Below are 25,543 nucleotides of genomic sequence, written 5' to 3' on the forward strand. Positions count from 1 at the left end.
GTGCGAAATGGAGCGTCGCCGAGAGAGGTAATGCTTAGGTGCGTTCGACGCCAGCGTATTCATAAACGGTCTGGCCCGCGACCATCGTCCTCAAGACGCGGCCTTGCATCTTGGCCTCATCGAAGGGCGTATTCTTGGAGCGCGAACGCAGGAGATCCTTGTTCACGACCCAGGGTTCGCCGGGGTCGAACAGGACGAGGTCGGCAATGGAGCCCTTCGCAAGTCGGCCGGAGTGCAGACCGAGCAGTCGCGCGGGGTTGATGGTCAGCGCTTTCAGCATGGCCGACAGCGTCATGTCGCCGGAGTGAACGAGCCGGAGCGCGGCAGAGAGCAGCGTTTCGAGGCCTACGGCGCCGTCGGCGGCTTCCGAAAATGGTCGCCGCTTGGTGTCGGCGTCCTGTGGGTCGTGGCTCGATACGATGATGTCGATATCGCCGTTGGCGACGCCTTGGACCATGGCGACGCGGTCTTCCTCACGCCGCAGAGGCGGACGCACCTTGAAGAACGTGCGGTACGGGCCGATGTCGTTCTCGTTTAACGTCAGATGATTGATCGAGACACCGCAGCTGACAGGCAGTTTTTTTGCCTTGGCGGCCTTGATGACGTCGAGGCTTTCCTGGCAGCTGATCGTCGCCGCGTGATATCGGCCGCCGGTCATTTCGACGAGGCGGACGTCACGTTCCAAGATAATGGTTTCGGCGATCTTCGATGAGCCGGAGAGGCCAAGACGCGCGGCGACTTCACCGGAATTCATCGCGCCAGTGGAGAGATAGGGATCTTCGGTGTGGTGCACGACGAGCGCGCTAAAGTCCTTGGAGTAGCTCAGGACGTTGCGCATCACGCGGGTGTTGACCACGCTCGCTTTGCCGTTCGAGAAGGCAATGGCGCCGGCGCGTTTCAACAGACCGATTTCGGTCATTTCCTCGCCCTGCAGGCCTTTCGTCATCGCGGCCATGGTGTGGACGTGTACGAGGGCGTTGTCGCGGGCGCGACGCTGAATGAAATCGACGAGTGCGACCTGATCAATCACCGGATTCGTGTCCGGCATGACGACGATGGTCGTAACGCCGCCTGCGGCGGCTGCATGGCTCGCGGTTTTCAGCGTTTCGCGATGTTCGTAACCCGGTTCGCCGGTGAAGACCTGTGCGTCGATCAAACCAGGGGCCAGGACGTGACCTTTGCAGTCGATGACCGACGCGCCTTCCGGTGCGTTGCGGCGCAGATGGCTGCCGAGATCGGCGATCAAGCCGTCCTTGACCAGAAGGCCGCCGGGCTCATCGCGGTTCGATGCCGGGTCGATCAGGCGAGCATTGATGAAGACGGTTGCGGGGCCGACGCTCTTCGGCTTTTCGATCGGTTTTCTCATGGCGCATCCTCCGCGAAGCCGGGAAGGTGCGCAGACAAGGCTTCAAGAACGGCCATGCGAACTGCAACGCCCATTTCTACCTGTTCGCGGATGACGCTTCTGGAATGATCGGCAACGGTCGAGGCAATCTCGACGCCGCGGTTCATCGGCCCTGGATGCATGACAAGCGCATCGGGCTTCGCGCGAGCGAGCTTTTCGTGATCGAGGCCAAAGAAGTGAAAGAATTCGCGGCTGGAGGGAACGTAGGATGCTTCCATCCGTTCGCGCTGCAGACGCAGCATCATGACGATATCGACGCCTTCGATGCCTTTCCACATGTCGGTGAAAACTTCGCAGCCGAGCCGTTCGGGCGAGGAGGGTAGAAGCGTCGTCGGGGCAATGAGGCGGACGTGAGCGCCGAGCGCGTTCAAGACGTTGATGTTGGAGCGCGCGACGCGCGAATGGAGAATGTCGCCGCAGATCGCGACCGTCAGTCCGGCGACGCGGCCTTTTGCGCGACGGATCGTCAGCGCGTCGAGAAGGGCTTGCGTCGGATGCTGATGTGCGCCGTCGCCAGCGTTGATGACCGAGCAATCGACTTTCTGAGACAAAAGTTCGACTGCGCCAGCCGCGTGATGGCGCACGACGATGATATCCGGCCGCATGGCGTTGAGCGTCACGGCGGTATCGACGAGCGTTTCGCCCTTCGTGACGGATGACGTCGCGACATTCATGTTCATGACGTCGGCGCTCAAGCGCTTACCCGCCATCTCGAATGACGACTGCGTGCGTGTCGATGATTCAAAGAAGAGATTGATCAGCGTTCGGCCCGCGAGGACCTGCCGCTTGCGGCCATTGTTGCGGATGTGATCAGCGTTCCGGTCCGCGAGATCGAGAAGAAAATTGATCTCATTGGCTGACAAACCTTCGCAGGTCAGCAAATGGCGGCGCGGAAAAACCTTCAGCGCGTTGGAATTCGATTTCGTTGTCATTAAAGGCGCTTCTATAGGGGGAGTCTTGCGGGGCCGCAAGGTCGGGGCGCGACATCAATCGCAAACCTCTTAACGGAGCCTGAAATGCCACGGTTCGTGTGACCGAAAGTCGGGGACAAGGCGAGTGTGGCGCACCGTTCGACGGGGTCACCAGCTGTGCCTTTTGTCATCCTCAGGACAAGCCCGAGGATGACATTTGGGCGATTGCCGCTCAGTTGTCCTGCTTCAGGCGGTCGAGGGCGCTTTGCAGGATTATGGTGGCAGCGAGCTTGTCGATGACCTCGGCGCGGCGTTTGCGGGTCTGATCGGCGTCAATTAGCATGCGTTCGGCTTCGGCGGTCGTCAGGCGTTCGTCCCAGAGCAGAATCGGCAGCGGCGACAACTTGTTGAGGTTGCGGGCAAGCGCACGGGTGGCCTGGGCGCGTGGGCCTTCAGTGCCGTCGAGATTTCGCGGCAGGCCAAGCACAAACCCCGAGACGCCGTGCTCGGCGACGATGGCGAACAGTCGTGCCGCATCAGCCGTGAACTTTGTCCTGCGGATCGTTTCGAGGGGGGACGCTATCGTGCGCCGTACGTCAGACAGGGCAAGGCCGAGCGTCTTCGTTCCGGCGTCGATCCCGATCAGCCGGCCCGCGCCGGTCGTGGCGACGCGAAAGTGATGGTGATCTTCGGTGGTTAGTCCCGACGGCGGGGAAACGGTGGGTTGTGTCACAGGGCGCCTAATCTCGGCTGCAAAGGGGGCATGACGCGACGCTCTAGCAGGTCCGGCGACAAATTGGCATCGCCAATGGGCCTTATCCGGCTTTCCCGGTCCGTTTCCGTGACTTGAACCCCTTGCGGAATGCCGCCGCTGGTTGCATTGGTGGCGTTCGCCCGGTTATGAGAGCGGCGCAATCCCCCGATTTCTTGAAGGGACTTTTCATGCAGGTCGATGAAGCGACCGTTCGCCGTATCGCGCGCCTCGCCCGTATCAAGGTGAGCGACGAGGAGGCCAAGGGTCTCGAGAAAGAGCTTTCCGGCATTCTCGACTGGGTCAAGCAACTCGATGAGGTCGATACGTCGGCGGTCGAGCCGATGACTCGGGTCGTCGATCAAAAGCTCAAGATGCGGGACGACGTCGTCACAGACGGCGAGATTGCCGACCAGATCACCGCGAATGCGCCGATGGCGGAAGACAATTTCTTCGTGGTCCCCAAGGTCGTGGAGTGACCGAATGTTTCACGCGTTGCTTGCTGTTGCAGCAGTGATGCTGGCTCCCGGGATGGCGCAGGCTGAGGAAACGAAGCTTGACGCTGCGTTCGTCGGCGACGGGACCTACTCGCCGACAACCGGATGCAAGAAACTCGAGGATATCCAGAACGGCAAGGATGCGCCGAACATCGCGACCTATCCGCTGACGTTGACGCGTGAAGGAACGGGAAGTTGGGAAGGCGGCTGCAATTTTGCAGCGCTACGCGAAGTGAAGTCGAATGTCTTCGAGGGCAAGATGCAGTGCTCAGAAGGCGCAGAAGAATACGCACAGACGGTGACGTTCACGCGTCTGGATGCCGACCGCATCGAGGTCAGAAGCGGAACGGAGGCGCTGGTTTATGAGCGCTGCAAAGGTTTGAAAGGGAAAGTCGAGCGGTGACCGATCTTACCAAACTCACCATGGCTGAAGCCCGCGACGGACTTCAGAAGAAGTCATTCACGGCGCTTGAGCTGACGGATGCCTTTGTGTCGGCAATCGACAAGGGCAATGGCGCCCTGAATGCTTACGTCTTGCCGACGCCGGAACACGCGCGCGCACAGGCGAAAGAAAGCGACAAGCGGATCGCAGCAGGCAATGCGCGTCCGCTTGAAGGCTTGCCGATCGGCAACAAGGATCTGTTCTGCACGAACGGCATACGCACCACGGCATGCTCGAAAATCCTCGACGATTTCAAGCCGACGTATGAGTCGACGGTCGGGCAGAATTTGTGGGACGCCGGTGCGGTCATGCTCGGCAAGCTCAACAACGACGAGTTTGCGATGGGATCGTCGAACGAGACGAGCGCGTTCGGCAACGTCGTCAACCCGTGGCGGCGGAAAAGCGCTGACGGCAAAACGTCGGCCGACAAACTTGTTCCCGGTGGCTCGTCGGGCGGTTCGTCGTCGGCGGTTGCGGCCAACCTTTGTCTGGCGGCGACGGCAACGGATACGGGCGGTTCGATCCGCCAGCCCGCAGCACTGACGGGTACGGTGGGCATTAAGCCGACGTACGGCCGCTGCTCGCGCTGGGGCATCGTGGCGTTTGCCTCGTCGCTCGATCAGGCCGGGCCGATCGCAAAGACGGTTCGCGACAGCGCGATGATGCTGAAAGCCATGGCGAGCCACGATCCGAAGGATACGACGTCGGTCGATGCGCCGGTCCCCGATTACGAGGCGGCGCTTGGCAAGGGCGTCAAAGGCCTGCGCGTCGGTATTCCCAAAGAGTATCGCGTCGATGGCATGTCGGCCGAAATTCAGAAGCTCTGGGACGATGGCATCGCATGGCTGAAATCAGCCGGAGCGACGATCCATGACATCTCGCTGCCGCACACGAAATATGCGCTTCCCGCGTATTACATCGTGGCGCCCGCCGAGTGCTCATCGAACCTCGCGCGTTATGACGGCATGCGGTACGGCCTGCGCGTTAGCGGCGACAATCCGATCGACACGTACGAGAAGACGCGCGCTGCCGGATTCGGCAAGGAAGTGCGCCGCCGCATCCTGATCGGCACGTATGTGCTCTCTGCAGGCTATTACGACGCCTATTACCTCAAGGCGCAGAAGGTCCGCACGCTCATCAAGAAGGACTTCGACGACGCCTGGAATTCGGTCGATGTCGTGCTGACGCCGACTACGCCGTCGCCCGCGTTCGCATTCGGCGAAAAGTCTGGCGATCCCTTGGCGATGTATCTAGAGGACATATTTACTGTGACGGTGAACATGGCCGGTCTGCCGGGCATGTCCATTCCGGGCGGGCTTTCCTCGCAGGGCACGCCGCTTGGGCTGCAGCTCATCGGCAAGCCGTTCGACGAGGAAACGCTGTTTCGGACCGCACAGGTTATTGAAGACGCTGCCGGACGGTTTGCCGTGCCGGACGCATGGTGGATGAAGGGCTAAGATCATGGACCCAAAACGTCCGTGGGAATGCGCAGACATGTCCCAGGTGCGCAGCGAGATCGATCGGATCGATAATGCGCTCGTCGATCTGATCACCGAGCGCTACGGCTACGTCGACAGGGCGTGGCAACTCAAGATGTCGACGCGCGAAGGCGCCGTCGTTCAGTGGCGCATTCAACAGGTCATCGATCGGGTCAAAGCGCGGGCCTCCGAAAAAGGGATGCCGCCTGAGATGATCGAGATGGTCGGCGCCCAATGGCGCAACATGATCGGTTGGTTCGTGCAGTACGAGGAAGAGAAGCTTCGTCAGGTGCAAGACAGCAGTGACAAGCCGGGAGCAAACGGTGGGGCCTGACTTTCAGCCGGACGTGCCGCTGACGGAGGTTCTGCTTTACGGCATCTTCAATCCGGCAACGATCATCGTGGCGTATATGCTCGGCCAGCGCGCTGATGATAAATCCAAGATTTTGATCGCTGGATTTGGCGGCGCGGCGGCCGGCGCGGCACTGCTTTACATCGTGACGTTGCTGCGCATCTGGGACGCGCCAAACCTGGGCCGGGCTGCGGCGGGTGTGTTCATCGTGTCCCTTATTTTCGGCTTTATCTATGCAGCTATCGGCTACGCCATGAAGGCCCGGACTGGAGGCGGAAAATGAGTTCTCAGAAGGTCGCTGAAAAGCCGAAGGCGAAAAACTTCATCGCAGGCGCGACCGGCGACTGGGAAGTGGTGATCGGCATGGAAGTCCACGCCCAGGTCGCCTCAAAGTCGAAACTGTTTTCTGGCGCTTCGACCGGCTTCGGCGCGGATCCGAACAGCCATGTGTCGCTCGTCGATGCGGCGATGCCCGGCATGCTGCCGGTCATCAATCGCGAATGCGTGGCGCAGGCGATCCGCACGGGATTGGGTCTCAAGGCTCAGATCAATCTGAAGAGCGTGTTCGACCGCAAGAACTACTTCTATCCGGATTTGCCGCAGGGCTATCAGATCTCGCAGTTCAAGCAGCCGATCGTTGGCGAAGGAGAGATCGAGATCGAAGTGGATGGCGAGATGCTGAAGATCGGAGTTGAGCGTCTGCATCTCGAACAGGATGCGGGCAAGTCGCTGCACGACCAGCATCCGGATTATTCCTACGTCGATCTCAACCGCTCAGGCGTCGCGCTGATGGAGATCGTCTCGCGGCCAGATCTTCGTTCGTCGAAGCAGGCGCAGGCTTACATCACGAAGCTGCGTACCATTCTGCGTTACCTCGGCACGTCCGACGGCGACATGGAGAAGGGCAACCTGCGCGCCGACGTCAACGTGTCGGTAAGGAAGCCGGGCGACGTACTCGGCACACGCTGCGAGATCAAGAACGTCAACTCGATCCGCTTCATCGGACAGGCGATCGAGTACGAAGCGCGCCGTCAGATCGACATCATCGAAGATGGCGGCAAGATCGATCAGGAAACGCGACTGTTCGATTCCGGCAAAGGCGAAACGCGGTCGATGCGTTCGAAGGAAGAAGCGCACGACTATCGCTATTTCCCCGATCCCGATCTGCTGCCGCTGGAGCTGACACAAGGTTTCGTCGACGATTTGAAGTCGGGGCTGCCGGAGCTTCCCGATGAGAAGCGTGCGCGTTTCATGAAGAGCTTCGGGTTGTCGGGCTACGACGCGGACGTGCTCGTCGCCGAGCGGTCATCGGCTGATTACTTCGAGACGGTTGCCAAGGGCCGCGACGGCAAGCTCGCTGCCAACTGGGTCATCAACGAGCTGTTCGGGCGCTTGAACAAGGAAGGCAAGTCGATCGAGGACAGCCCCGTCTCGGCGGCGCAACTCGGTGGCATCGTCGATCTGATCGGCTCCAACGCCATCTCGGGCAAGATCGCGAAGGATTTGTTCGAGATCGTGTGGACTGAGGGCGGCGATCCGGCGGAGATCGTCGAAAAGCGTGGCATGAAGCAGGTGACGGACACGGGCGCCATCGAGAAGGCCGTCGATGCCATCATTGCAGCCAACCCCGACAAGGTTGAGCAGGCGAAGGCAAAGCCCTCGATGCTCGGCTGGTTCGTCGGTCAGGTGATGAAGTCGACTGGCGGCAAGGCGAACCCGGCCGCTGTCAACGAGATCCTGAAAGGCAAGCTCGGGATTTAACGTCCGGCTTTGACCGGCACCCTTTGAAGGGCCAGTCTGGCCCTTCTGTCTTTCAGGCCGGTCATTGCGACGTGAGCGATGCCGAGGCACGCCAGTAGGATCAGTCCGCCCGGTGCGATTGCTGCGATCAGGTAGGCTATTTTTGTCATCGTCATTGGCCTCTCCTTGGAGGCGGTTCTTATGATGCGACAAATCATAGCACTGACTGTTTTCAGCCGCGCTCACGCCAAGCCTGCAATTGCGACAGTAAAATTTGGACTTCGCTAACGCGGCGTAAATGCTTTCCTAACGTCGCCGGTGCGCGCGTGGAGCAACTTCACAGTGGGCGGACGGTCAGCGGCATGCCGCCTTTCGGCCGGAGCGTTACGCGGCTGACGGGTTCCGGCGCGAGCCTGCCGTCCCATTCGAAACGGGCGTGGCGTAGAAGCGTTGCCAGGATGGCGGTCGCTTCGAGGATGGCGAACGACGAGCCGATGCAAATGCGCTGGCCATAGCCAAAGGGCATGAATTGGGTGCGCGCGTACCGAGCTTCCTTCTCGGGAAGAAAGCGATCCGGATCGAAGCGATTGGGGTCTTCCCACAATGCGTGATGGCGATGGATGATAAAGATCGGCATGACGATCAGTGTCGATTTCGGCAGCGTCTTGCCGCCAATATCCATCTCCGCTGCCGTGACGCGCGTCATGACGGGAGCCGGCGGATAGAGGCGCATCGCCTCTTTCAGCACGCGCGACACCGTCAGCAATTTGGTGACGGTTTCGGGCGTGATCGGCGCCGAACCTGCGATGGCTGAAATTTCGTCGCGCAGACGGTCCTGCCATTCCGTTGCACGGGCGAGAAGATAGAGGGTCCAGGTGAGGGCCTTCGCGGTCGTCTCATGGCCGGCAAACAGGAAGGTTGCCAGATTGTCGGCGAGCATGTCGTCGGACATCGGTTGGCCGGTGTCGGGATCTTTCGCCGCCAGCATGCGGGCGACAAGATCGTTACCTGATGCTCCGCTGCTACGGCGATGCGCGACGAGGCGGCGCATGATTGCCCTCAGCTCGTCTGCAGAACGACGCATGCGGGCTTTGCCGGGATGCCAATAGGTTTCGGGATACTGCAGCATCGACGCGGCAACTTCCCATGAGATCGGATCGAGATAGGAACGGCTCGAAGCCTTGATGCGATCGCCCTCGGCGGTGTTGATGCCGGCGAGGACGGTGCGCGCTACGACGGCGAACGTCGCATCGGTCATGGCGGCTTCGACGTCGGTCGTGAACGGCGCAGAACCGCGCTGACGCCATTGCGCGATGCATTCGTCGGCCGCGTCGACCATCGTCGGCACATACGTCAAAAGCTCGGCGTGACGGAACGGCGGGCTCGCAATCTTACGCTGCCAGCGCCAGCTCTCGTTCTGGGCGGTCAGCAGGCCGTCGCCGACGATGGGCCGCAGGACGCGCAGATCGAGGCGCGTCTTGGGGAACTGCTCGGCGTTTTTGACGAGAATGTTTTCGATGAGCGTCGGGTTTGTCACCCAGGCAAGCAGCGGACGCTTCTTGCCATAGGTAACGACCGGCTCTTCATAGACCGCCTGAGGAATTGCCCGCAGTGGATTGCGGATGAAACGCCTCAGGAAGGGAAGCAGCGGCAAAGGCTGCGCCGGCGGTGTCACCGTCGGCGGATAGAGCGCAGGTGTCATAAGGCTTCTTGCTCACGTCGTCACGATGCGCCGGCGTTGACGGAGTATAGCTAGGTAGCGGCGGCCCGATGTCTAGGCGGCCACTGCCTTTTTCGCGCGGGCGATACCGGAAAGCTTCTTGAGGCGCTTGCGAGCGGCGGCCGTGTTGCCCTGGATCCGCGACTGAGCCGGACGGTCGATGGTGCGGCGGGCTTTCTTCTTCTGCTTCTGAATATTCTTCAACGACGTCTTAGACATGAAAAACGGCCTCGATGCCAGGAAAGGGGTGGATGAGAAGGCCGCGCATCGAAGCGCAGCATTGGGCGTTCCTCTAAGGGATCGCGCTGCGTCGCGCAAGCTCAGGCTGCGTTATGGGGTCGGGGGCGGGGATTCTGTGCCCAGAAGATAGCCAAAGCCGAAATAGGATGGGGCAATAATGCCGGCCGCCCAAATGAACGCTGATACAATATTGGCGAGTTGAAATTGCCACTGCGGCAAAGCGTACATGCCGGCCACGACAGGAATGACCGCCCGGATCGGCCCGAAGAAGTGGCCGAAGAACACGCTTAGCGCACCCCACTTATCGAAGAACGCCTGTCCGCTCTCGACCATCGCGGGGTTGCGATTGAAGGGCCACATCTCGCGGATGCCATCTTTGAAATAGAGGCCAATCCAATAGGAGAGCGCGTAGCCAAACGATCCGCCCACGGCTGCTGCCACGATGGCCGGCCAAAGCACGCTTAATTCCACACCGCTTTTGGCGAGCAGCGCGGAAATTCCAACGAGAATTGCGGTGCCGGGCCAGAGAATGGACAGAAAGCAGAAGCTTTCGAGAAAGGCTACGGCGAACGCGACGGGCACGGCCCAGTTTTCGTTCGCTCTTACGAAAGTGACGATTGCATCGACGAAGTCATGCACGCTCATTCTGAAGCTTTCGCGCTGGTGTTATTATTGTTTGTCGGCGTGCACGGCGAAAACGCCATCACGGCAAAATGGGGTGCCAACGGGCCGCGTCAAGCCTCACCTGCATCGGCGCGCAATTTCCTTCGCGAGTTCTTTCGAGACTTCACGGGACAGCATCGCGCCGCGCGCGACCTGAGTTGACGTAATCCCGACATAGGCGCCTCCCGTCAACACGGTTGGCCCACGGTCTGCCTCTTCTTTGCCGTGTTGCAACTCGGCGCAGGAGAGTTCCTTGCGCTTCTTGCTGAGGGCCATGAGGCGTACGCCGGATGCGTATTCGTGGGGACCTGCGGGCTGATTGATCCAAGAGCGGGTCGAATCCGCCATGTAGGAATCGTAGACCATCTTGCGTTGGCTGATGCAGACGTGGCTGTCATCAACACATTTCAGGCCGCGCGCCGGATCGCCGAGAGCGGCCTGGTTGCCCGCGCAGCCGCCAACGGCCAACGACGCCAAGACGAGCATCAAGGCGGTACGCGGCTTTTCGGGGCGCTGCACAGTCGGCGGGCTTCGCAAGATATATTCCGTTGTCGTTGCCCCCTGCGGGTAGAAAGTCAGCGTGGCAGGCTCGTGGCAGAGGGCAGTCTAAGATGTGACCCTTGCCAAGCCACTAGCGGGATTCGCTGTGAAACGGCATCACTTGGTCCACAAGTTCGATCGGAAGGAACATTCGATGCCACATTCGGTCCGCGTGCATTCTATCGGAGGTCCCGAGGCTCTTGTTTACGAAGAAGTCGCAATGCCGGTCCCGGGACCAGGCGAGGTGCTTCTTCGTCAGCACGCCATCGGCGTCAATTTCATCGATATCTATCATCGGAGTGGTCTCTACAAGCTTCCTGAATATCCGATGACGATCGGCTCGGAAGGCGCGGGCGAGGTGATCGCCTTGGGGCCCGAAGTGGCGCGATTGAAGGTCGGCGATCGTGTCGCCTATGCGGGGGCGATCGGCGGCTACGCGGAGGTGCGCACCGTGCGGGCCGACCGCCTCGTCAAAATTCCGGACGGGATCGACTACGAGACGGCAGCGGGGATGCTGCTTCGAGGGATGACGGTACGTTGCCTGCTGCGCGACGTCTATCGGGTCGATGCAAGCACGACACTGTTGTTTCACGCTGCGGCAGGAGGCGTCGGCCTCATCGCCTGCCAATGGGTTCGATCGCTCGGCGCGACGATGATCGGCACGGTGGGCAGCGATGAGAAAGCGGAACTGGCCCGCGAAAACGGCTGTACGCACGTGATCAACACCGCCCGCGAAGACTTCGTCGAGCGCGTTCGAGAGTTAACGGCGGGAAAGGGATGCGACGTCGTTTACGATTCCATCGGCAAGGATACGTTCCCGCGATCACTCGATTGCCTCAGGCCGAGAGGCTTGTGGGCCTCGTTCGGCAATGCGTCGGGACCGGTACCCCCTTTTGAGCTCACGGCGCTTAAAGGTTCGCTGTTCGCCACGCGACCGTCGATTTTAGCCTATACGGCGACAACTCAGGATTTGGAAGAAAACGCCGCAGACGTATTCGAGATGGTGCTGAGCGGAAAAATTCGGATCTCGATCAACCATCGATATCCGCTCGCTCGTGCTGCCGATGCTCATCGCGATCTTGAGGCTCGAAGAACGACGGGCTCGGTCATTCTCGTTCCCTGAGGAGGAAGATGCTGGACGATCTCGAAGACGAGCCGATCATTCTCTATTTCTGGACGACGCCGAATGGATATAAAATTTCGATTATGCTCGAAGAACTCGGCGTGCCGTATGACGTGCGGTTTGTCGATCTGACCAAGGGCGAGCAGTTCGAGCCGGGGTTTCTCGCTATTTCGCCGAACAACAAGATTCCGGCCATCGTCGATCCCGATGGACCGGACGGCAATCCGCTCGCGATTTTTGAATCGGGCGCCATCCTGCGTCATCTCGCGCGCAAGTTCGATGCGTTTTATCCCGCGAACGAGCGCGTCAAGGCGGACGTGGACGAATGGCTGTTCTGGCAGGTTGGCGGTCTTAGTCCGATGGCGGGGCAATACAATCACTTTGCCCACTACGCCCCGGAGAAAATTCCTTACGCGATCAATCGCTATCAGAAAGAGGTCGAGCGGCTGTTTTCGGTGATGAACAAACGGCTCGCCGATAGGCCGTATCTCGCGGGCGAGTATTCGATCGCCGACATCGCGTGTTTTCCATGGATGCACAACTGGAAGACACTCGACCAGGACATCAGCAAGTTTGCGAACCTTGCGCGGTGGATCGCCGATATCGAGGCACGGCCGGCGGTGATCAAAGGTCTTGCAGTCAAGAAGCCCTAAATCTCGTCAGTTCAGATGGCCTGTTACTGCGAGCTTTTTACTCGCTGTCGCCGCGGACGAGGCTGTCAGGATCGACTGTCCGGCCCGTCATGCGTTGGAACGCCATGGCCCCGAGGACTTTGTTCGATTGAACGTGACGAAGGATATTCGGTACGTCGCCGGTCGAGGGCGACGGCTGCTTCAAAGTAGGGCTGTTCCCGGCAAGATCCGACAGGCCGAGATAAGACGGGCGCACGCCTTCCTGGGCGCAACCCGCGAGCGCCAACAATGCTGTCGCCGCCAGCACGCGGCAGACCATCGCGTGATCCATTATCCCTCATCAAGCCGCCTGGCAGCTTGAACCCTCCTGCTGTCCGGGCACGGTTACGGCCCGGTTATTATGGTTACCAGCATTTCGCTGAACCCCATCTGAACGCCGTTGCGCCCCGTCCGCGTAACCGGCCGTCAGATGGCTTTTTTCAAGCATGGTTAGCAAATGATGGCAACCCGGCTTAACGCCCTGTCACCGACCGTAATGTTGTGGAAAAAATGGGTCACCGCGTGACGGCGCATAACTCGAAATAAAGCAAGTTTACCCGGCATTTACAGTAATTTTGTGCGGGTTTTTACGAGATTTCATCCAAGGACTGAGATTGTTCGATTGCGCCTTATGTCAGCGATTTGAAGGCGCGCGTAACAGGCCGTGCTTCGACATCAAGTCCGTTTGGGCGGTCAGGTTTGGGAGTATTCAGTTATGGCACGTGTGGACATGTTGTTCCGCCAGACTGCGGAGTACGCCGCTCAAGGTGAGCAGTCGGACGCTCTTTTCGAACTCGGTCTCAGCTATTGCTCGGGACGTGACGGAGTGATCGATCTCGTTCAGGCTCATAAGTGGTTCAACATCGCAGCGATTCGCGGCAACGACGATGCAAAGCGCTATCGGTCGGAACTTGCTGGCGACATGAGCAAGGCCGAGATCATGCGGGCGCAGCGGTTGGCGCGCGAGTGGTTGGCTTCAGTGCACTGAGGCCATTTCACGGGCGCCGTGCGCAGCCACTATGATCGGCTTCAGCACTTTGAGAAAAACGACGAGAGGCATTTCCACGAGCTCTTGGCGGCGCCGCCGACGGCGGAGCCAGCTTTTTCGAGCGCCGTGCTTGCGGATTTTGCGGCTTCGCCAGCAGTTTTTTGTGTCTGGCTGAGGCCGTTGCTCGCCGACAGGCCGCTTTTTTCCACCATTTCCTGCACCGTCTTCGGCGGCGCTTCCTGGGCGGGCGCTTCCTCTACAGGCGGCTTGGGCGGTACGCCTGCGGCGCCATCCGGGGCGACCGGCGGGGTAGCGGCTGCGTCTTGGGTCTGTAAGCTGGAGTGATCCTGCTTCGCTGCGGGAACGTCGCCCGGTGGAGCGCCATCGTCGCCGCCATTGAGGAAAGCCGGAATCGGCAAGTTCCGGCGCTCGCCAGGGCAGGGCGCAGTCACGTTACGATCGATCGCGCAACTTGCATGCGAGCCAGCTTTAGCGAGGCTCGTGATGCAATAGAATTTCGATACGGTGTCGAGTGTCGGGTTCGAAGTGTTGCCTACAACGCAAGCGTAGTTCGCGTCGGGGCCGGTGCATTTGACGCAGAGTTCCGTCGCCCCCGCCGATGCTGCGGCTGAAAGCGCCAGGAGGGCCATGCCCGTCAGAAAATATGGCCGATAATTCACAGCCAGTACCCGTTTCGATGGAGCAATATTGCTCCCAAGAGACTAGGACGACTTTGCGGCAGTAGCCAGACAAGGCCGTATCCTTTTGCTGCTTCATCCAACGCGTCTTGCATTGCCGTGGCGTGCCCTCTATAGGGGGCCATTGCCCATTGATTTGGGGAGACGTGGCCGAGTGGCTGAAGGCAACGGTTTGCTAAATCGTCATACGCTTTAAAGGCGTATCGAGGGTTCGAATCCCTCCGTCTCCGCCAGTACCCTTGCTTCACCCCACCCCGAGATAACAGACAGTGCACAGGCACCGGAACTTGATGCCATCGTGGATGGACGACGGCGTTTCCGTTTTTTGTTCACAATGGCGTTCCAGATCGTGAAGCTCAGGGGGCTAGCTTCGGGACAGGCCGGAGCGTCGCTCCGGCGCCTTGGGTCGGGGCTGCCACAAGAATGGATTTGTCAGATCAGGCGAGACGCGTCGAGCCTGCGTGGGCGTATTATGGACTGGATCAAGCTAAGCTCACTCGTTGTTTCCGCCGGGCTATCCGCTTGCGCCAGCACGGGCACATCCAACAACGGCGTCGTGAAGACGGGACTTCCGATGTCGGAAAATTTCCGCGTCGAGCGATCGCCATCGCCTGAATACGACTATCTCGTCACGATCAAGAACGGGAAGGATTTAGGCATCAACGCCGATAATCAGTTGGCCCGTGATCGTATGGCGCTGCTGGCGCTGAAAAATCAATGCGAGGCGCCGCAGATCGTCAAAGAGTTCGTCGTCCATTCCGGATCGGATCTGTTTGGGAGTGCCGAGCGCACCTATCAGCTTCATATCAAATGCTGATAGCGTAGCCGTTTCGTTTCCGCGCGTTCGAATGCGCAAAGCATGAGCTCAAGGGGCCGAGCATCGATCGCTTCGGGATGCTCTTATACTATTTGGCATGGCGTGACGGTGCGCAGAATTTCAATGGCCGGCGGGATGTCCGGGATGCTTGGCAGACCTTCTAAATTCGCGGTTCGATAAGCGTTTTCTTGGGCTAGACGAACTATGGGCGGGCGGCGAGTCGTCTGCGGAGCCAATCCCCCTTGGTCCCCGAAGGCCTTCGAATACTCCCGTCTTCGAGGCGCCGCCCCCTATTTTGAAGACAGATGATTTGTGCAATCGGAGCGGTCAGGCGCTGACGCTTGAGAGCCCCAGTTTCTCGGCCGCGCGCACGAGATCGGCGAGAGACCTTACAGCCATTTTGCGCATCACATGACCGCGATGGATTTTGACGGTGATCTCGCTTAGACCCATCTCGCCCGCGATCTGTTTATTCATGAGCCCCTTCGTGACGTAGGCCATGACTTCTTTCTCGCGGGCCGTCAGGCTTTCGTAGTGAGCCGATAAATCCGCGATGCTTTGATCGGATTCGAGCTGCTTGCGGTCAATCTCCAGCGCCGAAAAGACGGCGTCGAGCATATCCTGGTCGCGGAAGGGTTTGGTCAGGAAGTCGATGGCGCCGGCCTTCATGGCGCGGACGGACATTGGAATATCACCATGCCCGGTCATGAATATCACGGGCATCCGAATGCCGGCCTTCGCGAGTTGGGCCTGGAAATCCAAGCCGCTGACGCCGGGCAAGCGGATATCGAGAACGAGGCAGCTCGGAATTTCCGGCAGCTTCCTTTCCAGGAATTCTGCGGCGGAGCCGAACACCTCAACTTGCAGGCCGACGGATCTGAACAAGCTGCTGAGCGCATCGCGAAGCGCGGGATCGTCGTCGACGACGTAGACGGCGCGGCCGCCGGTCGAACGATCTGAAGTAGGGTTGCTTTTCACGCTGCGTCCTCCCGGACTGGCAAGTGGATCGTGAACGTCGCGCCATGTCCGAGTTCGGACGTCGCGACGATCGTGCCACCGTGGCTTTCAATGATCGAACGGCAAATAGATAGTCCCATACCCATGCCTTCGGACTTCGTCGTGTAGAATGCCGTGAAAAGCTTGCTAATAACAGCCGGATCGATGCCGGGGCCGTTGTCGGAAATTTCGATAATCGCGTTTTTCTGCGGCGGTTCTGCCTTGTCGTCCTGTTCGAGCCTGGTCGAGATGCGGAGGATGCGCGGCCGATCGGTGACAGACGACATCGCCTGGACGGCATTCAATGCGAGATTGATGACGGCCTGCTGGAGCTGAACGCGGTCTCCGAGTAGCGGCAACGAGGTCGCCGCGAGGTCCAGCCGCAGGGCAACGTCCCGGGCGATGAGTTCCCGTTCAACGAGGAGCAGGACATCCTCCAACAATTCGTTGGCGTCGAGCGGCGCGCGGATGAGATCGGTTTTTCGCGTCAGCGCCCGCAGCCGCGCAATGACGTCACTCGCCCGACGGCCGTTGCTGATCATTCGTTCGAGCGAGTTATTGACCTCAGTGAGATCAGGGACATCACGCTTCAACCAGCGCAATGCCGCTTCGCCGTTCGTGACGACCGCTGCGAGTGGCTGGTTCACTTCGTGGGCGATCGAGGCCATCAGTTCGCCGAGCGTCGTCAAGCGTGTGACATGGGCAAGTTCGGACTGTGCTTTGTGCAACGCCGTTTCGGCAAGCTGCTGATCGGTTATGTCGTTGTTCGTGACCATCGTGGCGACGGGCCGGCCTTTATCGTCGCGCTGCTGCGACCAGCGGCTGGCGACAACCACGCTGCTGCCGTCACGCTTGGTATGGGTGATTTCGCCCTGCCAACGACCTTCGGCCGTAAGGTCTCTCGTGATTTCCGCTAGCGGTTTGGGAAACTTCGATTTCAGCAGGTCGATAGCGACCTTGCCGATCGCGTCTTCGCGGGGCCAGCCATAGAGCTGTTCCGCGCCAGCGTTCCAATACGTGATGACGTCGTGGTTGTCGCGCACGTAGATCGCGTCGTGGGTGAGATCGAGGAGGGCAGCTTGATCGCGTAGATCGTGGGTCGCCTGATTGTTTTTAAGCGCCAGCAGCGTCGTGACGATGATTGCGCTCAGGCCAACAAGGCAACGGATGAGAGCGCTGGATTCCAGATCAGACCAGTGCGCGATAATAAACGATGAGATCGTCAGGAACACGCATGTGGCAGCGATGGCGAGCAGTCCTGTGCGGCTGAGGAATGTCGCCGACAGCATGATGACGGCCACGTAGAGCACCGCGACCGCGATATCGAGCGGCGTGAATGTATCGATCAGAAAAATCGCCGTCGCGCCGAGAAGGGCAAGTGTGGAATTGAGATGGGAATTTGACTGCAGAGTGGAAGGCAAGTTTGTATTTTTCAACATTCGGTCCGTACTCGTCTTATGCAGGCTTTCCGAAAGTAGCCCGGCGCTCTCGGTGCGGCCGCATTCGACGTTCGTGCAACGCGGCTCGCCGTAAGTGGTAAGCACGCGCCCTATTCGATGCGCCATGGGACAAATGGTAGTCCACGGACGCTTGAATTGATTAGGAAAATTTATGACTTCTGATGAGTAGGCTTAATTCAATATGTCTGCCGGATATCTGGGTCGAATTTGATGAGCTTGGTGGCGGCGGCAGGAGAATGCCGTACGTCGGGAATGAACGACGTGTAGTGACGTCGTTCATTCCGGTCAGATGGCATTCTCGATTTGTGCGGTTTCGCTGCGGCTCAGGGCTCGCTTGCTAGTTCGTGCGCCGGGTTGGGCGCCGATGGCGGTGGGCCGAAAACGTTCTTGGCGCGGCGAACTTTGCCCGACTGTTCCGGCGTAATTTTATCGACAATTTCGATGTCGAACGTAATCACGTCGGCAAGGCCCTCAGCCGTCACCGACCGCTGAATGAGTTCGCGCAGTTTTTCGGCGGATAACGTGCGGCCAGCGAGCGGCGCGGCTCGCAAGACGAACTTGTTGACGCCGGTTTGCAGAAACTGATGCTCAGCGAGATCGGTCTCGGTATGGAGTGCGAGCAGGAACACATAATACGGCAAGTCGCGGATCTCGCCATTGACGTCGACCCAGAACTGATCTTTGGCGCGGCCTTCGACAGCCTTGACCAAGGGCAGCAGGCTGCCGCATTCGCAAGGCTCTGCGCTGATCGTGACGACGTCGTCGATCTCATAGCGGATGATCGGCTGGGCGAGATTGTAGAGGTTCGTAAGCAGCACTTTGCTTCCCGCGGTCCCTTTTGGGACCGGACGGTTGTTAGCATCGACGATCTCAAGGAAGGCCAGCTCGTCGTTCAGGTGGCTGCCGTGCGTGGCTTGGCAGCCGCATGTCAGAGCCATGCATTCCGCCATGCTGTAGACGTTGGTGATGTGAACGCCGAAGGCTTTCTCGACGCGCTGGGCGATGGCTTCCGGCAATGGCTCGCTGATGTTCGTCATCTGCTGGAGATCGCCGTTGAGCTTCAAGCGGCCGGCGTGGAGTTCATGCGTGATCGTTTCGAGCGCGCTCGTGTAGCCGGTGATGAAGTTCGGCTGAAAGCTATTCAGCTTTTCGACCAGCACCTCTGGCGGATCGAAAACGGAAAGGCGCTGCAACTTGATGTACCGGCGCGCACGCTCGGGGAAATAGTTGAAGAACGTGCTGCTCGGATAGAAACCGGGTTTCTGCGTGATGATCGCAAATCGGGCCGGATTGAAGAGCTTCTGCAGGAACGGCAGAAAGCGCCGCGAAACCGGTGTGCCGCGCGCAAATTGCGCTGCGAAGGTCGTCAAGATCGCGGGTTTGTCCTGGACGATAATTGCCGGCTGTCCCTGACTGCCGGATGTATGGCAGACGGCGTAATTGTCTTTGTAATACGAGCCGACGTTTGAAGGATCGGACATGAAGCGTTCCAGACCTTCGCGCCGAACGGCCCGATCGGTCAGGATATCGTCGAGGTTCTCCATCATCTGCGCCTTCGTGAGGGTGGGCAGATCTGTGATGGCGCAGGTATTCAAGTCGATGCCCTGAAACCGCTTGCGATAGTACGGTGAGTTTTCGTTGGCGTAGTTCAGGAGTTTGCGAAACCTGGCTTCCCGCGCCGCGGCGCGGGCTTCCATGTCTTCGGGGCGGGGTGGCAAAAGCGAGCGAATCGCGAGCGCCAATTTCACTTGATCCACGACTGCCCGGAGAAATCCTCTCATCAGATATAAGCCTTTGAGATACGACGATAATTGTTAGGGGCAGAACCCGAGCAAACTTGCATCAGCGGCATGACCGCCCTCGACGCGGCTTAAGTATGGCAACGGCGGACAAATTGGCAGCGAAAACTGCGATCAGCATGTTTTTACACCGCCGGTTCAATCCAAACGAAGACGTTTCCATTGCCACTTATTGAAGAGGGCCAGCAGATGGCGATCTTGCTCAGATGGTGACGCAACTCAATCGCGGGGTTCAAAGCCGGGAAGATGTCCTGGAAGAGAAGCTTCCGCCCGGGCCTGAAGTTCCGCTTCATGGCGTTTCAAATAGATAAAGATCGCAAACAGGATGACCAGAGCGATCGTGATGCCGATGATTCCTGCCGGCCCCTGAACCGCGTGTATGCTCCGTCCGAACGTGTAGGCAGAGATGCCGACAATGCTCGCCCAGACGAGTGCTCCCAAAGCGTTGGCGACAAGAAAACGCGGCCACGCCAATTGATTGACGCCGGCGAGGAACGCGGCAAGAAATCGCAACACGGCAAAGAAGCGGCCGAAGAAAACGACCGTACCGCCATACTTCTGGAAAAGGTATTGTCCGAGTTTGATGCGTCCTTCGGTCAACCCGAGGTAAGCACCGAATTTCAGAACGAGGCGATAGCCGAATTCACGGCCGATCATGTAGCCGATGTTGTCGCCAACGATAGCGCCGATCGTGGCCGCGGCGATGACCATCGCGATATTGCCGTCATGGGTTGCGGCATAGACCGACGCCAGGATCAGCACGGCTTCGCCGGGCAGCGGGATACCTAGGCTTTCGAGTGCGACGATCAAGGCAACTGTCCAGACGCCATAGGTTTGGAACAGGTGATGGAGCTGTTCTGGAGAAAGCAAGCGTATCCCTCTCTGTGACGGCGTAGCAAAAACGCAACGCCCGTCAGCACCACTAATTGTGCTGTCATTTTAATGTCAATCGAACTCGCGGGAGTGGATTGCATTGTTCACGTCGGTCGGCGGCCCGTCCGTTCGCGGCGGCACCATCCAGCGAAATGCAATAGGCGGCATTTCCGTATATCTCTTGGCTGGCAAGATAATCGAACTCGTGGTTCTTAATTGCGGACTTGGCGCAAACGTGGCGCAATAAACGGTGCATCAACCATCGTCGCAGGCTGCGCCTTGCGGAATTGAATATCGGAATTCAGAGATAACCGATGATTTGGATTCCCAAGACATTGCTGAATGGGCAGCGACTTTCCGCGCTTCCTCCGGGAATTGCGGGCGATACGGCATTCAGGATTTTTTGTACGCCGGTATTATCGCAATATCGTGCGTCAAATCATTATCAGCTCGTCGAGCGGGCGCGGTTTCATTTGCGCAATGCGTCTTGGGCGCGTATTCCGACGCCGGTCGCCGATATCCAGACGTACACGTTCGATCCGGACACCGATGCGCCGAGGGGCACGATTCTCGTCGTTCACGGCTGGACGGCCGAAGCCTCTTTCATGACTGCGATTGCCGAGCCGATCCGGCGAGCAGGATATCGCGTCGTCCTGCTCGATTTGCCGGCGCATGGCTTGAGCGGCGCTCATTCAACGAACCTGATCGACTGCGCGCGCGCAACGGCGGCAGTGGCCGCGCATTTTGGTCCGATCAGCGCAATCGTCGCACATTCCTTCGGCGGCATGATCTCGCTCGTTGCGGCGGAGGGGCGCATGCCGATGCCGTGCAAGCTCGATATTTCGCGTTTCGTGCTGATTGCCTGTCCGAACCGTCTATTGCAAGTCACCGCCGATTTTTCCGCGCATTGGGGCCTGACACTTGGCGGGCAACAGGCCTTCGAGCATCGGCTGGAACGCGTCGGCGGCCGTGCGCTTCGCTGTTTCGCGATCACTAAGCTTTTGCCGGCTATCGGCGCGAAAGCGCTCGTCGTTCACGACCGGGACGACCGTGACGTCACGTTCGAGGCGGCTGAAGAGATCGCCAATAACGTCGCCGCAGCGGAGTTGCTGTCGTTCCAGGGTTTCGGTCATCGAAACATCTTGTTCGCACCGCCGGTGATGCGTGCGATTGTCTCATATCTTTCTCGAGCGGATCGCGGAGCGACGACTGCGATGGCAATCGGAGATTCGGACTAAAACGATCATTCGATATCGTTGTCTGACTATATCGCATGTCGGAAATCGCATGAATTCCGACATTCCCGCGACATTGAACGAAGGAATGATAGAAGTAATATAAGAGCCTTCTCAGACTGCGATAAAGATCGTCGGTCTAACGTCGATCATTTTGTGCCGGGAGCTCTCGATGATCACCCTTCAAGTTAACGGTCAGTCGCACGAGGTGGACGTTTCGCCCGAAACGCCACTGCTGTGGGCCTTGCGCGATGTGCTTGGCATGACCGGAACGAAATTCGGTTGCGGTATCGCGCAATGCGGTGCCTGCACAGTCCATCTCGACGGTCAGGCGGTTCGCTCATGCCAATTGTCGGTCGGATCGGTCGGTGATCGCCCGATCACGACCATCGAGGGCGTCAGCGCGACGGAGACAGGTGCTAAAATTCAGAAGGCATGGCTCGACCTTGAAGTCATTCAATGCGGCTATTGCCAGTCCGGACAGATCATGTCCGCGGCTGCGCTTCTGGCGCACAAGCCGAACCCGACTGACGACGATATCGATGCGGCGATGGCTGGCAACATTTGCCGCTGTGGCACCTATGTCCGCATTCGAGCTGCCATCAAAAAAGCCGCTGCGGCGTAAGGGAGGCGTTCATGCGAACAAATGTCATGGCCGAGACACGCGGCCTTTCGCGGCGCGACCTGTTGAAGGCCGGTGCCGCTGGTTTTCTCCTTGTCAGCTTCAGGATGCCCGTCGCCCGTGCGGCGAGCGACTCGTTTGCACCCAACGCGTTCATTCGCGTCGGTGACGACGATGTCGTGACGCTCGTCATGCCCCAGGTTGAAATGGGCCAGGGCATTTACACGACTGTCGCCATGATCCTGGCGGACGAGATGGATGCCGACTTCAACAAAGTCGTTTTGCAGCACGCGCCGCCCGATAAAGCGTATATCAATCCAATTTTCGGCGTGCAGGCCACCGGCGGTTCGACGTCGGTTCGGGCATTCTGGGATCCGCTGCGCAAAGCGGGCGCCTCGGCGCGTAGCATGCTGGTCGAAGCGGCAGCGCAACAATGGGGTGTCGACCCTTCGTCATGCCGGACGTCGAACAACGAAGTCATTCACGACGCCAGCAACCGCAAGGTCAGTTATGGCGCGATCGCGGCGCAGGCGGCTACGATGAAGCCTGTTACAGATCCGAAGCTCAAGGATGCCAAGGATTACACGCTTATCGGCAAGCCGGTGAAGCGCAAAGACACGCCGGACAAGACAACTGGCGCCTCGAAGTACGGTATCGATGCGATGCCGGCAGGCGTCAAGTTTGCGGCTATCGCGCAGTGCCCGGTGTTCGGCGGAAAGGTCGGACACGTCGACGATGCGAAGGCGAAAGAGATCAAGGGCTTTCGGCAATTCGTTGCCGAGGATGATTTTGTCGCGGCGGTCGCGGATACGACGTGGGCCGCGATACAGGCGCTCGATGCGCTCGACATCAAGTGGGACGAAGGACCGAACGCGAACGTCAATTCGGAACAAATCTGGGAGGCCCTGAGGGCCGCCAGCACAGGACACGGCGCAGTCGCGAAGGACGTGGGTGACGTGAAGTCCGCGCTGTCGGACGGAACGCGCTACGACGGCGTTTACGAATTGCCCTTCCTCGCGCATGCGACGATGGAGCCGCTGAACTGCACGGTCCACTACACGAAAGACGCATGCGAAGTCTGGATCGGAACGCAGGTCATCGGCCGTGTGCAGGAAGACGTCGCCAAGGCCGTCGGGCTCCCGGTCGAGAAAGTAACAGCGCATAACTTCTATGTTGGCGGCGGTTTTGGGCGGAGACTCGACCAAGACATGGCCGTCAGGGCGGCGCGCGTCGCGGTCCACGTTGACGGTCCGGTCAAGGTGACATGGAGCCGTGAAGAAGATACGCAGCACGATGTCTATCGGCCCGTCTACCACAATGCGGTTTCGGCTACCGTCAAGGACGGCACGATCGTCGGCTGGTCACATCGCATTACAGGATCTGCCGTTATCGCGCGTTGGCTTCCGCCGGCGTTCAAGAACGGCGTCGATATCGACGCGGTAGATGCGGCGATCGATCAGCCCTACGACTTCCCGAATTTCAAGGTGGAATATATCCGCGCCGAGCCACCTGCCGTACCGACCGGCTTCTGGCGCGGTGTCGGACCGAACAACAATATCTTCACGATCGAAAGTTTCGTCGACGATATTGCCTTCAAGGAGAAGGTCGATCCGGTCGCATTTCGGCTAAAGCATCTCGATCACAATCCGCGCGCTAAAGCTGCGCTTCAGCTCGCTGCCGAAAAGGGTAACTGGGGGGCGCCCTTGTCGCCGCGGATGGGCCGAGGTGTTGCGGTGCAGAATGCGTGGGGCACCTACCTTGCCACCATCTGCGAAGCGGAGGTCGATGAGAGCGGAGAGGTCCGCGTTCATCGGCTCGTCACGGCTGTCGATACGGGCATTCCCGTCAACCCGGATACGATCGTCGCCCAGCTGCAAGGCGGCATGATTTTCGGTCTGACCGCAGCGCTTTTCGGCGAGATCACGATTGCAAACGGTCGGGTGCAGCAAGGCAACTTCAACGACTATCGCATGTTGCGCATCAACGAAGCGCCGAAGATAGAGGTGCATCTCATTCCGAGCACCGAACATCCGGGCGGGATCGGTGAACCGGGAACGGCATCCGTGCAAGCCTCCCTCGTCAACGCGCTGTTTTCAGCAACGGGCGTGCGGCTGACGCGGCTTCCGATCGATCGCAAGGCGCTGGCCGGGAGAAAGCCTGTATGAAACGCATTTACTGGGTTCTACTGGCGCTCGCGGCCGTCGCGTGTATCGTCGCCGGCATAATCATCTATGTGCCGGGTCCGACAGCGTTTGCGGGTGGCAGCACAGTGGCGCTTGCCGACTACAAGGACACAAATCCGACGGGCGTGCCGCCTAGCCTCGCGAAGGCCGACATCATCACGCGCGGCGAATACCTGACGCGTGCTGCCGACTGCGAAGCGTGCCATACCTCCAAGGGCGGCGTGCCTTACGCGGGCGGCTTAGCGTTCAAGCTGCCGTTCGGCACGCTTTACTCGCCGAATATCACGCCCGACAAGGAAACCGGCATCGGTAACTGGACGGACGCCAACTTCATCAATGCGCTGCACAAGGGCATTGCGCCGGATGGCTCGCGTTTCTATCCGGCGTTTCCGTATCCGTCCTACACGCTGCTGACGGACGACGACGCGCTGGCGATCAAGGCTTATCTGTTCAGCCTTAAGCCGGTGCATCAACCGACGCCGGAAAACACGCTGATGTTTCCGTTCAATCAGCGCTGGGGCATGATGTTCTGGTCGTTGTTCTACAACAGCGACCAGCGGTATCGCCCGAATCCGGGCCAGAGCGCGGAATGGAACCGCGGTGCTTATCTTGCGGAGGCGCTCGGGCACTGCGGCGAATGCCATACACCGCGCAATCTGCTGCAAGCCGTCGACAACAAGAAGAAGTTTGCCGGAGCTGTGACTGCGGGCTGGCGTGCCTACAACATCACACAGGACAAGACGACCGGCATCGGCAGCTGGGATATCAAGACGACGGCGAACTTCCTGGCGCATGGCCACGTCGAAGGCTTGGGCACCGCTTCGGGGCCGATGGGCGAAGCCATCGATATGAGCCTTCGGCATATGGCGCCTGAAGATATCAATGCGCTCGTCGTCTATCTGAAGACGATCCCGGCTATCGCCGATACCTCATTGCCTGTTCCGAAGACGATGCTGGCGTCCGCATTCCCAAGCGACCATGAAATGAGCGAGAACCAACGGGGTGCCATGGTCTTCGCTGGGGCATGCGCTGCGTGCCACAACTGGACCGGCAAGAGCGCCGTACTTTCCTACGCCGACTTCATCGGCGGCCGGACGGTCAACGATCCGACGGCAAGGAACGTCGCTCAGGCGATCGTCTGGGGCGTGACGCGGCACACGCCGGACGGGGTTGTGAAGATGCCCGCCTTCGGCGCCGCCTATACGGACGAAGAAATCGCAGCGGTGTCGAACTACATCACCGCGCGGTTCGGAGCCGAGAAGTCGCGCATCACCGCCGACGAAGTCAGGAGCATCAGCAAGCAGGCTTCGCAGTAAGCCGCCAGCCACGTTAACGAATT

At 59.4% G+C, this 25,543-nt stretch carries 28 protein-coding genes and 1 tRNA gene; 15 read left to right on the forward strand and 14 right to left on the reverse strand.

The window, feature by feature from the left end; all coding sequences use genetic code 11:
- Positions 1-34: 34 nt before the first annotated feature.
- From RLW41_RS16065 to ruvX, 3 genes are all read right to left on the reverse strand, one after another.
- Positions 35-1,366, reverse strand: coding sequence for a dihydroorotase (locus RLW41_RS16065; RefSeq protein WP_414462114.1), 1,332 nt, complete (start codon positions 1,364-1,366; stop codon positions 35-37).
- Positions 1,363-2,337 (reverse strand): aspartate carbamoyltransferase catalytic subunit, encoded by a 975-nt coding sequence (locus RLW41_RS16070; RefSeq protein WP_013946769.1) that lies wholly within the window; start codon positions 2,335-2,337, stop codon positions 1,363-1,365. The genes RLW41_RS16065 and RLW41_RS16070 overlap by 4 nt, the downstream gene beginning before the upstream one ends.
- A 211-nt stretch (positions 2,338-2,548) precedes the next feature.
- Entirely contained in the window at positions 2,549-3,049 is a 501-nt protein-coding gene (gene ruvX, locus RLW41_RS16075) for a Holliday junction resolvase RuvX (RefSeq protein WP_409562624.1), read from the reverse strand.
- A 209-nt stretch (positions 3,050-3,258) separates the two neighbouring features.
- Here ruvX and gatC point away from each other — a divergent pair, with 209 nt between their 5' ends.
- From gatC to gatB, 6 genes are read left to right on the forward strand one after another with little or no spacing between them, the layout of a single operon-like run.
- Complete coding sequence (gatC, locus tag RLW41_RS16080; RefSeq protein ID WP_013946772.1) at positions 3,259-3,546, forward strand: Asp-tRNA(Asn)/Glu-tRNA(Gln) amidotransferase subunit GatC; 288 nt, start codon at positions 3,259-3,261, stop codon at positions 3,544-3,546.
- Positions 3,547-3,550: 4 nt separating this feature from the next.
- Entirely contained in the window at positions 3,551-3,967 is a 417-nt protein-coding gene (locus RLW41_RS16085; RefSeq protein ID WP_414462115.1) for a hypothetical protein, read from the forward strand.
- Entirely contained in the window at positions 3,964-5,463 is a 1,500-nt protein-coding gene (gene gatA, locus RLW41_RS16090) for an Asp-tRNA(Asn)/Glu-tRNA(Gln) amidotransferase subunit GatA (RefSeq protein WP_414462116.1), read from the forward strand. The genes RLW41_RS16085 and gatA overlap by 4 nt, the downstream gene beginning before the upstream one ends.
- A 4-nt stretch (positions 5,464-5,467) precedes the next feature.
- On the forward strand, positions 5,468-5,818 hold the full coding sequence (locus tag RLW41_RS16095; protein WP_013946775.1) for a chorismate mutase: 351 nt from the start codon (positions 5,468-5,470) through the stop codon (positions 5,816-5,818).
- Positions 5,808-6,119 carry a hypothetical protein gene (locus RLW41_RS16100; RefSeq protein WP_409562627.1) on the forward strand — a complete coding sequence of 104 codons (312 nt, stop codon included), beginning with the start codon at positions 5,808-5,810 and terminating at the stop codon, positions 6,117-6,119. The genes RLW41_RS16095 and RLW41_RS16100 overlap by 11 nt, the downstream gene beginning before the upstream one ends.
- Entirely contained in the window at positions 6,116-7,597 is a 1,482-nt protein-coding gene (gatB, locus tag RLW41_RS16105; protein ID WP_414462117.1) for an Asp-tRNA(Asn)/Glu-tRNA(Gln) amidotransferase subunit GatB, read from the forward strand. Before RLW41_RS16100 ends, gatB begins: the two co-directional genes overlap by 4 nt.
- Here the strand turns inward: gatB and RLW41_RS16110 are convergent.
- The 5 genes from RLW41_RS16110 to RLW41_RS16130 form a co-directional block, all read right to left on the reverse strand.
- On the reverse strand, positions 7,594-7,752 hold the full coding sequence (locus RLW41_RS16110) for a hypothetical protein (protein ID WP_409562629.1): 159 nt from the start codon (positions 7,750-7,752) through the stop codon (positions 7,594-7,596). The two genes, gatB and RLW41_RS16110, sit on opposite strands and share 4 nt — an antisense overlap.
- Positions 7,753-7,913: 161 nt before the next feature.
- Complete coding sequence (locus RLW41_RS16115; protein WP_414462118.1) at positions 7,914-9,278, reverse strand: cytochrome P450; 1,365 nt, start codon at positions 9,276-9,278, stop codon at positions 7,914-7,916.
- A 72-nt stretch (positions 9,279-9,350) separates the two neighbouring features.
- Positions 9,351-9,515: a hypothetical protein gene (locus RLW41_RS16120; protein WP_013946780.1), complete on the reverse strand. Its 165-nt coding sequence runs from the start codon at positions 9,513-9,515 to the stop codon at positions 9,351-9,353.
- Positions 9,516-9,626: 111 nt separating this feature from the next.
- Positions 9,627-10,181: a DedA family protein gene (locus RLW41_RS16125; protein ID WP_414462119.1), complete on the reverse strand. Its 555-nt coding sequence runs from the start codon at positions 10,179-10,181 to the stop codon at positions 9,627-9,629.
- Positions 10,182-10,277: 96 nt separating this feature from the next.
- The gene (locus RLW41_RS16130; protein ID WP_414462120.1) at positions 10,278-10,736 is read right to left on the reverse strand and encodes a hypothetical protein; all 459 of its coding nucleotides are present in this window, start codon (positions 10,734-10,736) and stop codon (positions 10,278-10,280) included.
- 157 nt (positions 10,737-10,893) lie between these two features.
- On the opposite strand from RLW41_RS16130, the gene RLW41_RS16135 reads away from it, so the two are divergent.
- Both RLW41_RS16135 and RLW41_RS16140 read left to right on the forward strand, forming a co-directional pair.
- Positions 10,894-11,862, forward strand: coding sequence for a quinone oxidoreductase family protein (locus tag RLW41_RS16135; protein ID WP_414462121.1), 969 nt, complete (start codon positions 10,894-10,896; stop codon positions 11,860-11,862).
- Between the two features lie 8 nt (positions 11,863-11,870).
- Positions 11,871-12,515, forward strand: a complete 645-nt coding sequence (locus RLW41_RS16140) for a glutathione S-transferase N-terminal domain-containing protein (protein WP_409562634.1) — start codon at positions 11,871-11,873, stop codon at positions 12,513-12,515.
- 37 nt (positions 12,516-12,552) lie between these two features.
- Here RLW41_RS16140 and RLW41_RS16145 read toward each other — a convergent pair whose 3' ends face one another.
- Complete coding sequence (locus RLW41_RS16145) at positions 12,553-12,825, reverse strand: hypothetical protein (protein ID WP_414462122.1); 273 nt, start codon at positions 12,823-12,825, stop codon at positions 12,553-12,555.
- Positions 12,826-13,248: 423 nt separating this feature from the next.
- Here RLW41_RS16145 and RLW41_RS16150 point away from each other — a divergent pair, with 423 nt between their 5' ends.
- Positions 13,249-13,521 carry a sel1 repeat family protein gene (locus RLW41_RS16150; protein ID WP_414462123.1) on the forward strand — a complete coding sequence of 91 codons (273 nt, stop codon included), beginning with the start codon at positions 13,249-13,251 and terminating at the stop codon, positions 13,519-13,521.
- A gap of 41 nt (positions 13,522-13,562) precedes the next feature.
- Here RLW41_RS16150 and RLW41_RS16155 read toward each other — a convergent pair whose 3' ends face one another.
- Entirely contained in the window at positions 13,563-14,201 is a 639-nt protein-coding gene (locus RLW41_RS16155) for a hypothetical protein (protein WP_409562636.1), read from the reverse strand.
- 158 nt (positions 14,202-14,359) lie between these two features.
- Between RLW41_RS16155 and RLW41_RS16160 the strand changes: the two genes are divergently transcribed.
- Both RLW41_RS16160 and RLW41_RS16165 read left to right on the forward strand, forming a co-directional pair.
- Positions 14,360-14,452, forward strand: a tRNA-Ser gene (locus RLW41_RS16160).
- A 239-nt stretch (positions 14,453-14,691) separates the two neighbouring features.
- Positions 14,692-15,036: a hypothetical protein gene (locus tag RLW41_RS16165; RefSeq protein ID WP_409562739.1), complete on the forward strand. Its 345-nt coding sequence runs from the start codon at positions 14,692-14,694 to the stop codon at positions 15,034-15,036.
- 327 nt (positions 15,037-15,363) lie between these two features.
- Here the strand turns inward: RLW41_RS16165 and RLW41_RS16170 are convergent, their stop codons facing one another.
- The 4 genes from RLW41_RS16170 to RLW41_RS16185 form a co-directional block, all read right to left on the reverse strand.
- On the reverse strand, positions 15,364-16,014 hold the full coding sequence (locus tag RLW41_RS16170; RefSeq protein ID WP_414462124.1) for a response regulator transcription factor: 651 nt from the start codon (positions 16,012-16,014) through the stop codon (positions 15,364-15,366).
- On the reverse strand, positions 16,011-17,471 hold the full coding sequence (locus RLW41_RS16175; RefSeq protein WP_414462125.1) for a two-component system sensor histidine kinase NtrB: 1,461 nt from the start codon (positions 17,469-17,471) through the stop codon (positions 16,011-16,013). The genes RLW41_RS16170 and RLW41_RS16175 overlap by 4 nt, the downstream gene beginning before the upstream one ends.
- 344 nt (positions 17,472-17,815) lie before the next feature.
- A complete protein-coding gene (locus RLW41_RS16180) occupies positions 17,816-19,249 on the reverse strand; it encodes a phenylacetate--CoA ligase family protein (RefSeq protein WP_409562742.1) in 1,434 nt (477 codons plus the stop codon).
- 261 nt (positions 19,250-19,510) lie between these two features.
- Positions 19,511-20,161: a DedA family protein gene (locus RLW41_RS16185; RefSeq protein WP_409562743.1), complete on the reverse strand. Its 651-nt coding sequence runs from the start codon at positions 20,159-20,161 to the stop codon at positions 19,511-19,513.
- Between the two features lie 317 nt (positions 20,162-20,478).
- Between RLW41_RS16185 and RLW41_RS16190 the strand changes: the two genes are divergently transcribed.
- The 4 genes from RLW41_RS16190 (at position 20,479) to RLW41_RS16205 (ending at position 25,520) form a co-directional block, all read left to right on the forward strand.
- On the forward strand, positions 20,479-21,402 hold the full coding sequence (locus RLW41_RS16190; RefSeq protein WP_414462126.1) for an alpha/beta hydrolase: 924 nt from the start codon (positions 20,479-20,481) through the stop codon (positions 21,400-21,402).
- A gap of 169 nt (positions 21,403-21,571) precedes the next feature.
- Entirely contained in the window at positions 21,572-22,024 is a 453-nt protein-coding gene (locus tag RLW41_RS16195; protein WP_013946796.1) for a (2Fe-2S)-binding protein, read from the forward strand.
- An 11-nt stretch (positions 22,025-22,035) separates the two neighbouring features.
- A complete protein-coding gene (locus tag RLW41_RS16200) occupies positions 22,036-24,186 on the forward strand; it encodes a molybdopterin cofactor-binding domain-containing protein (protein ID WP_414462127.1) in 2,151 nt (716 codons plus the stop codon).
- Positions 24,183-25,520, forward strand: a complete 1,338-nt coding sequence (locus tag RLW41_RS16205; protein WP_414462128.1) for a cytochrome c — start codon at positions 24,183-24,185, stop codon at positions 25,518-25,520. The genes RLW41_RS16200 and RLW41_RS16205 overlap by 4 nt, the downstream gene beginning before the upstream one ends.
- Positions 25,521-25,543 lie beyond the last annotated feature (23 nt).

Origin of the sequence: Hyphomicrobium sp. DY-1, from assembly GCF_047497105.1 — a bacterium.
GTDB lineage: Bacteria > Pseudomonadota > Alphaproteobacteria > Rhizobiales > Hyphomicrobiaceae > Hyphomicrobium_B.